At 56.5% G+C, this 7954-nt stretch carries 8 protein-coding genes and 1 tRNA gene; 3 read left to right on the top strand and 6 right to left on the bottom strand.

Features of this window, described 5'->3' with window-relative positions; all coding sequences use genetic code 11:
* From Q0U90_RS04135 to Q0U90_RS04125, 3 genes are all read right to left on the bottom strand, one after another.
* The coding region (locus Q0U90_RS04135; protein ID WP_297452001.1) for a PP2C family serine/threonine-protein phosphatase at positions 1-1276 on the bottom strand (1276 nt) is incomplete at its 3' end.
* Positions 1273-1734: an FHA domain-containing protein gene (locus tag Q0U90_RS04130; protein ID WP_297452000.1), complete on the bottom strand. Its 462-nt coding sequence runs from the start codon at positions 1732-1734 to the stop codon at positions 1273-1275. The genes Q0U90_RS04135 and Q0U90_RS04130, both read right to left, overlap by 4 nt.
* Positions 1735-1870: 136 nt before the next feature.
* Positions 1871-2770 carry a DUF3662 and FHA domain-containing protein gene (locus Q0U90_RS04125; protein WP_297451998.1) on the bottom strand — a complete coding sequence of 300 codons (900 nt, stop codon included), beginning with the start codon at positions 2768-2770 and terminating at the stop codon, positions 1871-1873.
* A 285-nt stretch (positions 2771-3055) separates the two neighbouring features.
* Between Q0U90_RS04125 and Q0U90_RS04120 the strand changes: the two genes are divergently transcribed.
* Positions 3056-3139 (top strand) — tRNA-Leu (locus Q0U90_RS04120).
* Positions 3140-3710: 571 nt separating this feature from the next.
* Positions 3711-4586, top strand: coding sequence for a hypothetical protein (locus tag Q0U90_RS04115; protein ID WP_297451996.1), 876 nt, complete (start codon positions 3711-3713; stop codon positions 4584-4586).
* A 38-nt stretch (positions 4587-4624) separates the two neighbouring features.
* On the opposite strand, the gene Q0U90_RS04110 is transcribed toward Q0U90_RS04115, so the two are convergent.
* Positions 4625-4876, bottom strand: coding sequence for a hypothetical protein (locus tag Q0U90_RS04110; RefSeq protein ID WP_297451994.1), 252 nt, complete (start codon positions 4874-4876; stop codon positions 4625-4627).
* Positions 4877-4884: 8 nt separating this feature from the next.
* On the opposite strand from Q0U90_RS04110, the gene Q0U90_RS04105 reads away from it, so the two are divergent.
* Complete coding sequence (locus Q0U90_RS04105) at positions 4885-6267, top strand: DHA2 family efflux MFS transporter permease subunit (RefSeq protein ID WP_297451992.1); 1383 nt, start codon at positions 4885-4887, stop codon at positions 6265-6267.
* Here Q0U90_RS04105 and Q0U90_RS04100 read toward each other — a convergent pair.
* Positions 6251-6931: an AAA family ATPase gene (locus Q0U90_RS04100; RefSeq protein WP_297451990.1), complete on the bottom strand. Its 681-nt coding sequence runs from the start codon at positions 6929-6931 to the stop codon at positions 6251-6253. The genes Q0U90_RS04105 and Q0U90_RS04100 overlap by 17 nt on opposite strands.
* A complete protein-coding gene (locus Q0U90_RS04095) occupies positions 6928-7941 on the bottom strand; it encodes a phosphatase domain-containing protein (protein ID WP_297451988.1) in 1014 nt (337 codons plus the stop codon). The genes Q0U90_RS04100 and Q0U90_RS04095 overlap by 4 nt, the downstream gene beginning before the upstream one ends.
* Between the last annotated feature and the right edge of the window lie 13 nt (positions 7942-7954).

Genomic DNA, 7954 nt, shown 5'->3' with positions numbered 1-7954 from the left:
TGTCATCGTCGGAAACGGACAGACATACCGGCAGTGCCGACTCTGCCAAACGGCCAATCTGGTCGCTGACACCGTCGTAGGAATCAGCCGGCAGACCATCCAGCGAATTGCGTGCCGCTGGCGAGAGATCATCCGGCGTCATGATGTGGCAGTTGACCTTCTCCTTCGGGGTGCCTGCCGGAGGAAGCTGAACCTTGTTGTCATCAGTCAGACAGATGAACTGGTGCGGCTCCTGCAAATCAACACCCAGCAGACTTCCGGGCACGCCGTGCATCAACTGCACCTGCTCATCGACCACCGCGAGGTGGTACATCGACTCTTTCTTCTGCCAGCCCCAGATACCGACGCCGACCAAACCGGCAACCAGCAACAGAACCACAGAGACAACCAGCCACTTGCCCTTGGAGGCTTTCTCCTCCGGCTCTGACGTCACAGCGATTTCCTGGGACTTCCGCGGCCGCAGTGCCGCGGCGCGCCCCGCTGCGGTGTTGGGGCGGGGGAGCTCTTCCTCCGCGCCCTGCAGGGCACCGGCCAGGGCGGGCTCGTAAGGCGTGCGTGTCGACGAATCGACAACATCGGCAATCACCACGGTGACGTTATCCGGGCCACCGGACTTCAATGCGTAGTCAATGAGCTTGGTAGCGGCTTCGTCCGGAGTGCCCTCCGAGAGCACGTCCTTGATGGTCTCCGCGGACACCGGATCGGACAGGCCATCCGAGCACAGCAAGTAGCGATCGCCCTCGTGGACATCGCGATACGACAAAGTAGGCTCCACCGGACGACCGGTAAGAGCCTTCAAAATCAGTGAGCGCTGCGGGTGAATTGCCGCTTCTTCTTCGGTGATATTGCCCTCGTCCACCAGAGACTGCACATAGGTGTCATCCCGGGTAATGCGAATGAGCTCCCCGTCGCGCAGCAAATAGCCACGTGAGTCACCGACATGGCACATGCCCAACCGGGTGCCGTCGAAAAGCAGAGCAGTCAGCGTGGTGCCCATGCCCTGCGTGGAGGGGTTCTGATCAATTTCATCGGCGATGGAGTTGTTGCCCTCGATGCAGGCGCGGCGCAGGGACTCGAGTAAATCGGCATCGGGCTGATCATTGTCCAGCCGAGAGATGGCCGCAATCATCAGCTGGGATGCGATTTCTCCGGCGGCGTGGCCACCCATGCCGTCGGCAAGCGCGAGCAGACGCGAACCCGCATAGGCGGAGTCCTCGTTGTTCTGTCGAATGAGGCCGCGGTCAGAGCGGGCCGTGTAATTCAGTGCAAGACTCATGGTTGCAACCTCAAAGTTGTACGGCCAATGCGAAATTCCATACCCGGTGCCAGGCGTTCCGGCTGTTCCACGCGCTGGCCATTGAGGAATGTGCCATTGCGAGAGTCCAAATCCTCCAAGTACCAGATGCCATCGCGGTTGATGACGCGAGCGTGCTGGCCCGAGGCGAAATCATCGTTGAGAACGAAAGCATTCGACTCCGAACGGCCAATAGTGATGTCCCGTTGACTATCCAAGTTCATGCGCGAACCCGCCAGCGGCCCCGAGGTGACAAGGAGCTGATGCGGAGTCTGCGAGCGCTGGAAACGCTTGGCCGGAGCGCTGCTGGTTTGGCGAACCGGGCGCAGCGGAGCCGAGCCTGTTGTTTCTGTACGCAGGGTGCGAAGTGTCATCCAAATGAAAAACCACAGGACGACTAGCACGCCGATGCGCGAAAGCAGAAAAACGATAGCTTCCACGTCCGAGGAACCTCCTTATATAGAGCTGGTGGGTCCGCAACCGAACACACGGACGCAATTATTCCAGGAATGTGCTGACAAACATAGGGGCAGTGGCGTTTGAACCTGGTGAACCTCACTACTTAGCGGATCTGAATCAGCGAATCTGAACTTCGAGAACAGAATGCCCGAGCGAGATTTCGTCGCCATCGGCCAGCAGCCAGTTGTCAATGGGTTCGCCATTGACAATGGTTCCGTTCGTCGAATGCAAATCGACGAGCACCGCGTCCTGGCCATCCCACGTGATCTCAGCATGCTGGCGGGAAACACCGGTGTCCGGGAGGCGGAAGTCGGAAGCGGTGCCGCGGCCGATGATGTTCGAGCCATTGCGTACTTCAAACACGCGCGAGGAGCCGTCCTGCAATAGCAGGGTGACAGTGTTTTCCCGCGGCTGTTCCTCGCCCACGGCTGCGTTGCTCAGCTCAGTTGCAGCCTCAGGGTCAGCGGCGGGGACGGGACGGGAAGCAGTGGGGAACTCTTCGGCTTCCGGCTGCGGGTGGTAGGCGGCAGAGGTCTCTGCGGCTTGGGGTTCGTCATCGCTTTGCGACGGGGCTGCGTCAGTGTCGGCATCATCAGCACTGTCAACGAAAGGCACGAACTCCGAAGTGCCCACGGTGTCCTCGGTGAAAGTACTGGCCGTCTTCAACTGGCCGGTGTGGAGCGACTCCACTGCCTGCAGGTGGACGCTGATGGAACCGGTGAAACCCCAGCCGTTGTTTCGGCAGTAGCGCGTCATGCGGTCGGCCAACTGATTCGGCAGGTTCGGCTCGGAGACAGAAAGGTTCTTGTAATCGGCAGCGCTGATTCCAATGCGGAAATCATTGGGGGCCAAGTACTGACCGTTGGCGTCCTGCATCAGGAAGTCTTCAATTTCCTGCTTCAGGCATTCTTCTAACTCATTCGGGACAACCTTGCCGCCGAACACGCGCGCAAAGCTGTTGTCGAGCCCACGCTGAAGCGAGCTATCGAGCTTGCGGATGCGTCCTAGGAAATCCATATGACTAAAGAAATTCGCCTTCTCCCGCCAAACCGCGGCGGGTTACGTGAAAATGTGCACAAATAATTATCGATACTTAAGAGACAGTATAAGGCCCTGCACCTTCAGTTGAAGACAAGGAACTGTTCAGGTTTATCAAATAGTGATGCTGATTGTGGAGTTTGTGGCTGGTACTGAGCAACGAAAAGTGGCTTAAAAACCGTTGAAAAGTGGTCAAAAACGCACCCTGGCCTGCCGATTTGGTGGTGTATTAGCGCGGGGTGTTATAGTTCTATTCGTTCCCACGGGCGAGTGGCGGAATGGCAGACGCGCTGGCTTCAGGTGCCAGTGTCCTTTACGGACGTGGGGGTTCAAGTCCCCCTTCGCCCACAGCGAAGATCCTCGGAAGTGTAAAAGCTTCCGAGGATTTTTTCTTTTGTGGTGATGGTTGGAGTGGGGTGGGGTTGAAGCAGAGGCAGGTTGTTGGCATGTCCTTTAACCCTCCTTTAACCCTGTCCGGGACTTATGGCCAGGTTTCGGGGACTTATTGATGTTTTTTCAGCACTTATGCGCACGCTGTGGGCCAGGCCCTCTCACTTGTCGATGCGCTATTCACTTGTGGCGACGCTGCAGCGCATCGATAGGTGAATAGCGTGGCCATAAGTCGTCGGATGTGTTGGCCAGCTGGCATTGCAACCGGTTCGCAAGAAGAGAAGTATAAATCTCAAAAACTGATTTTGTATTGAAAGTGGAAGAAAATATGAATAGTTTTGAGATGTGCATGGGGTACCCGGACCCATCGATTAGCTGGCTGAAGTGCGGTGCGCGCCTCAGCTGGACATTGATATAGCATTATTTAATTACGAACTTGCTCTACGGTCATGCTTCGATGATTATTTTCTATATGTTTATATCGGGGAAAAGTGAATACGCGAATATGTAAGAAATGTTAAGGGAAAGTTTGCTTGGCAAAGAATCCCTGACTGAGGAAATTCTGCCGATTTATAACTGGAAGACAAGTATGAAAATTATATTCAGAACAATTCTGGTTACCGCAATTATTTTTGAAGGAGTTCTTTTCCTTCTTATGAAAGTGGTATCTGGTTTGCCGGGTTGGGTATTCCTGTTACCACTTGCCGTTGTAGTTGCGGCTCTTCTCTTACTGTTTGGAGGTATGCGGCAAGACTATCTCAGAAATGGTAGGTCATGGGCTGCTTCGCTGTCCGAGACGTCAAAGAATTTTGGCGTACCTCGAAAAATACTAGCGCTACTTGTTTCGGAAGTTGGTTCGCTGCTAGCTGCTTTCACCTTCTTTAGACCTCAGAAGAATGTCGACAGTGAAGTCAGGGCCTTCACTGTACATAAAAACCTTCGAACTGTTGTTTTTATGATACTGGCGCTGAGTGTTGCAGAAATCAGCATAGTGCATTTTGCTATTTCTAATGCATTTTGGCGATATTTATTGCTGGTAATTAGTGTTTATGCCGTAGTTCTTTTATCTGGATTTTACGTAACTGTTCGGGACCATCCACATCTCATAACACCGCAGGGACTCGTACTGCGAAATGGGCGAAGGCTTATTTGCGAAATTCCGTGGTCACACTTACGTCATGTGAGCTCCGTAACGGCAGGTGAAGGAGGGGACGTAGCAATTGACGAGGACGGCAATCTCAGGGTGCCTGTTTTGAGTGAAGTGAATGTTAGGTTAGAAGTGGATTCGCAAGTCATGGCAGAAGATTTTTACAAGGGACCAATGATGGTTTCCTCGATTGAGATTTACTGCGACGACAAAGACACATTCCTGCGCGATCTCGCTGAGGAAAGGAATGCTCATTAAGTGCGTGACAGCTTCCAGGCCTGGCAATCGACCGCGACCTATCGCCAGAACTTGGTCATCCCGCGCTTGTCCTCCATGTTGAACTCAATCATCTTGGCCAACAGGTCGAGCGGCATGGGCTCGGCCTTGCCGTCCTTCGACCAAGGGAAGCGGACTATCATTTTCCCGTAGGAGAGGCCGCGGGCATCGAAGTCGTCGGAGAACTTCACAATCCCATTACGTTCCGGGGCAATCGATATGTGCTTTTTGGCGTAGGAAAAACCGATGATGAAAGTGCCGTCAACTAACATGACTCCGAGTGGCTACAGATTTGAATACTCAGTTTGATCCCAAAAAGGCGTGGCCAGCGCTGTGGACCGTTTTGCTCGGCTTCTTCATGATTCTGGTCGACGCCACCATTGTCACCGTTGGCATCAACACCATCCAGCATGAACTGGGCGGTGAGCTCAACCAGGTCATGTGGGTGACCAGTGGTTATCTGCTGGCCTATGCGGTGCCGTTGCTTATTACCGGCAGGCTCGGTGACCTCTGGGGAGTCAAGCACACCTATGTAGCGGGCCTGGTTATCTTCGTGTTGGCATCGCTGGCGTGTGGGTTGGCGCCGTCGTTAAGCATGCTGATCATTGCCCGCGTGGTGCAGGGACTGGGGGCCGCGCTGCTGACACCGCAGACGATGGCGCTGATTACGCAGATGTTTCCACCGGCGCATCGCGGTGCGGCGATGGGCCTTTGGGGAGCGGCGGCCGGAATTGCCTCGCTGACGGGGCCGCTGGCCGGTGGCGTGTTGATTCAGCTGCTGAGCTGGCGTTGGATTTTCCTTATTAATGTGCCAATCGGCGTAGTCGGGCTCGTCTTCGCATTTCGCTATCTGCCGGCTTTCGAGACGCACCGCAACAAGATCGACTATCTGGGCGTTGTGCTCAGCGCGATTGGTATGTTCCTGCTGGTCTTCGGTATCCAGGAGGGGGAAAGCGCCGGTTGGTCCGGTTGGATTTGGGCACTGATTGCCGGTGGTGTGGTGGTTCTTGGCCTGTTCACCCTGTGGGAGGCCAAAACGACGGCCGAACCGCTGATGCCGCTGTCCCTTTTTAAGGATCGCAACTTCACCATTTCCTCGCTGGCCATTGCCGTGATGGGAGCGCTGGTGGTCGCGGTTGGTTTCCCGATTATCCTCTTCGCCCAGAATGCCCGCGACCTGTCGACCATTCAAGCCTCACTGCTGCTGGTGCCACAGGCACTCATTTCCGGTGTCATGGCGCCGTGGACCGGGCGAATGCTGGACCGCCTGAAGTTCCGTGAGTTCGCACTAATCGGTTTTGGGTCCTCTCTGGTGGGCATGCTCGGGTTCCACTACCTCATCCACGAGGACCTCTCCGTGCTGTGGCTGCTACTGCCGGGTGCTGCGTTCGGTGTGGCCAACGCGTTTATTTGGGGCACACTGTCGACGGCCGCGACCCGCAACATTGATCCGTCCCTCGCCGGTGCCGCCTCCGGTGTGTACAACACCATCCGCCAGATCGGCAGTGTGCTGGGCAGCGCGCTGATTGCCACCGTCATGGCTGCGGCGCTCAGCAGCAACCGTGGCGACTTCACCACCGCAATGAGTAACGCCATGTGGTTGCCGGTAGCACTGTCGGCCCTGGGTGTTATAGCGGCGCTGGGGCTTAAGAATCCGAAGTAAAACGCTCCACCATGTAGTCCGCGATACCGACGGGATCAGCTAGGAAATCCCTGGTCGCCCGTACCGCGAGGGTGTCTTCGAAGTGGGTGGTGTCGGCGTCGTCAAGCGAAATGATTGTTGCTTCCGGTGCGGCGAGCAGGATGGGGGAATGCGTCGCCATGATGATCTGTGCGCCGGCTTCTGCGAGCGCGCCGAGGCGGCCGAGGAGTTCCAGCTGGCGCAGTACCGACAGGCCGGCTTCGGGTTCGTCGAGGAAGATCAGCGATTCGGCACCGAAGCGGCGTTCGGCCAGCGCCATGATGGATTGGCCGTGGCTCATCTGGGTGAGGTCGGACAGGGAGGGATCCCCAAGCGACTCGTAATAGCGCGCGAGGTTCAGGTGCGCGTCGCCGCGAAAGAAGAAGGTGTCCGGGGGATTGCGCCTGGTCAGCACCAGGGGAACCGGGGAGGTGCGCTCCTGCGTCTTGTACCGCGAGCCGCCGTCCGTATCGACACCCATCGCCGATGCCAGCGCCTCCAGCACCGTCGACTTTCCCTTGCCGTTTTCGCCGGTCAGGATGGTAATTGGCGTGGTGAAGGTCATGGGGAAGGGCAGGGCGAGCTTTACGACGTACGCCGGGAGCTCGGCATCATCGTGAATACGGGCATGGCGGAGGTAGATCATGGTTGCGGCAGCTGGTCGATTTGTTTGAGCAGCTCAAAGCCGTCGGCACCCTCGATGAACGGAACCTCCTTGTTCTCCAGTTTTTCAATCGGCACTGTGGTGCCGTGGGAGAGCACGTGCTCGCTGGGAGTGAGGTTGCGGATCGCGATGGCCGCGACCTTGTCCGGATGCTCCGCCGCTGCCGTGCCGTAGATGAGCGGGTCGTACTGGCCATCATCGCCCACGAAAATCCAGTTGATTTCGGGGAAGTCAATAAACAGGTCCCGCAGTCGCACCTTCTTGTGTTCCTTACCCGAGCGGAACAGGCCGGTGGGCGTTGGCCCCCAGTCGGTGAGCAGTAGTGGACCCTTCGGCAGCTTGTTGCGGTGCAGGAATTTTTGCAGCGTAGTGAAGGTATTCCACGCGCCGGTGGAGAGGTAGATGACGGGAACGTCCGTGTCCTCGTCAGTTTTGCTCGCGTAACGACGGCGAAGTTGCGCATAGAACTCGCTGAATCCAGCGACGGCCTTGCGCTCGTCCGTCTCCTTAACCCAGGAGTTGTAGGCAGCGATGAGGGCGCGCGGCAGCATGGTGACCAGCACCGTGTCATCAATATCGGAGACGATGCCGTATTTGGTCTCCGGGGAGAGGATGAGGACCTCGGCCGGAGTGTCATTGATTTTAATCTCGTGCCAGCCGGGTTCGAGGCCGTGATTCCTAATCAGCACCTCGATATAGCCGTTGCTATCCGTGGTGGTTTCCACCGTGCGGTTGCCGGCCGTGATGGTGACTGGAAAGTCCGCGAGTTCGACGGTGAAAAACTGCCAGAAGCCGCGTTTTTTGTTTTGTTCCTCGTCTCGTTTTTTGGCTGGATCCTTCATGAGGACACGGCCGAATACACGGATGCGCTCTGCGTTTCCGTACCCGGTGTATCCAATGATTTCCGGTTTCCAACCAGCGTTTTTGGAACGCTTGGCGGCCAGTGCGTTGATTCTTCTCTCGGTCTTGCGGACGACATCTGCCACGGACATACTTTCCAGGATA

Origin of the sequence: uncultured Corynebacterium sp. (genome assembly GCF_946998835.1) — a bacterium.
Classification (GTDB): domain Bacteria; phylum Actinomycetota; class Actinomycetes; order Mycobacteriales; family Mycobacteriaceae; genus Corynebacterium.
The sequence above is the reverse complement of the archived record's forward strand: the minus strand, read 5'-3'. Positions and strand labels throughout refer to the sequence as shown.

Bases quoted from the DNA above. Each gene is read 5' to 3' on its own strand.
- Q0U90_RS04095 (WP_297451988.1), bottom strand. From the start codon at position 7,941: ATGTCCGTGGCAGATGTCGTCCGCAAGACCGAGAGAAGAATCAACGCA.
- Q0U90_RS04110 (WP_297451994.1), bottom strand. From the start codon at position 4,876: ATGTTAGTTGACGGCACTTTCATCATCGGTTTTTCCTACGCCAAAAAG.
- Q0U90_RS04100 (WP_297451990.1), bottom strand. From the start codon at position 6,931: ATGATCTACCTCCGCCATGCCCGTATTCACGATGATGCCGAGCTCCCG.
- Q0U90_RS04125 (WP_297451998.1), bottom strand. From the start codon at position 2,770: ATGGATTTCCTAGGACGCATCCGCAAGCTCGATAGCTCGCTTCAGCGT.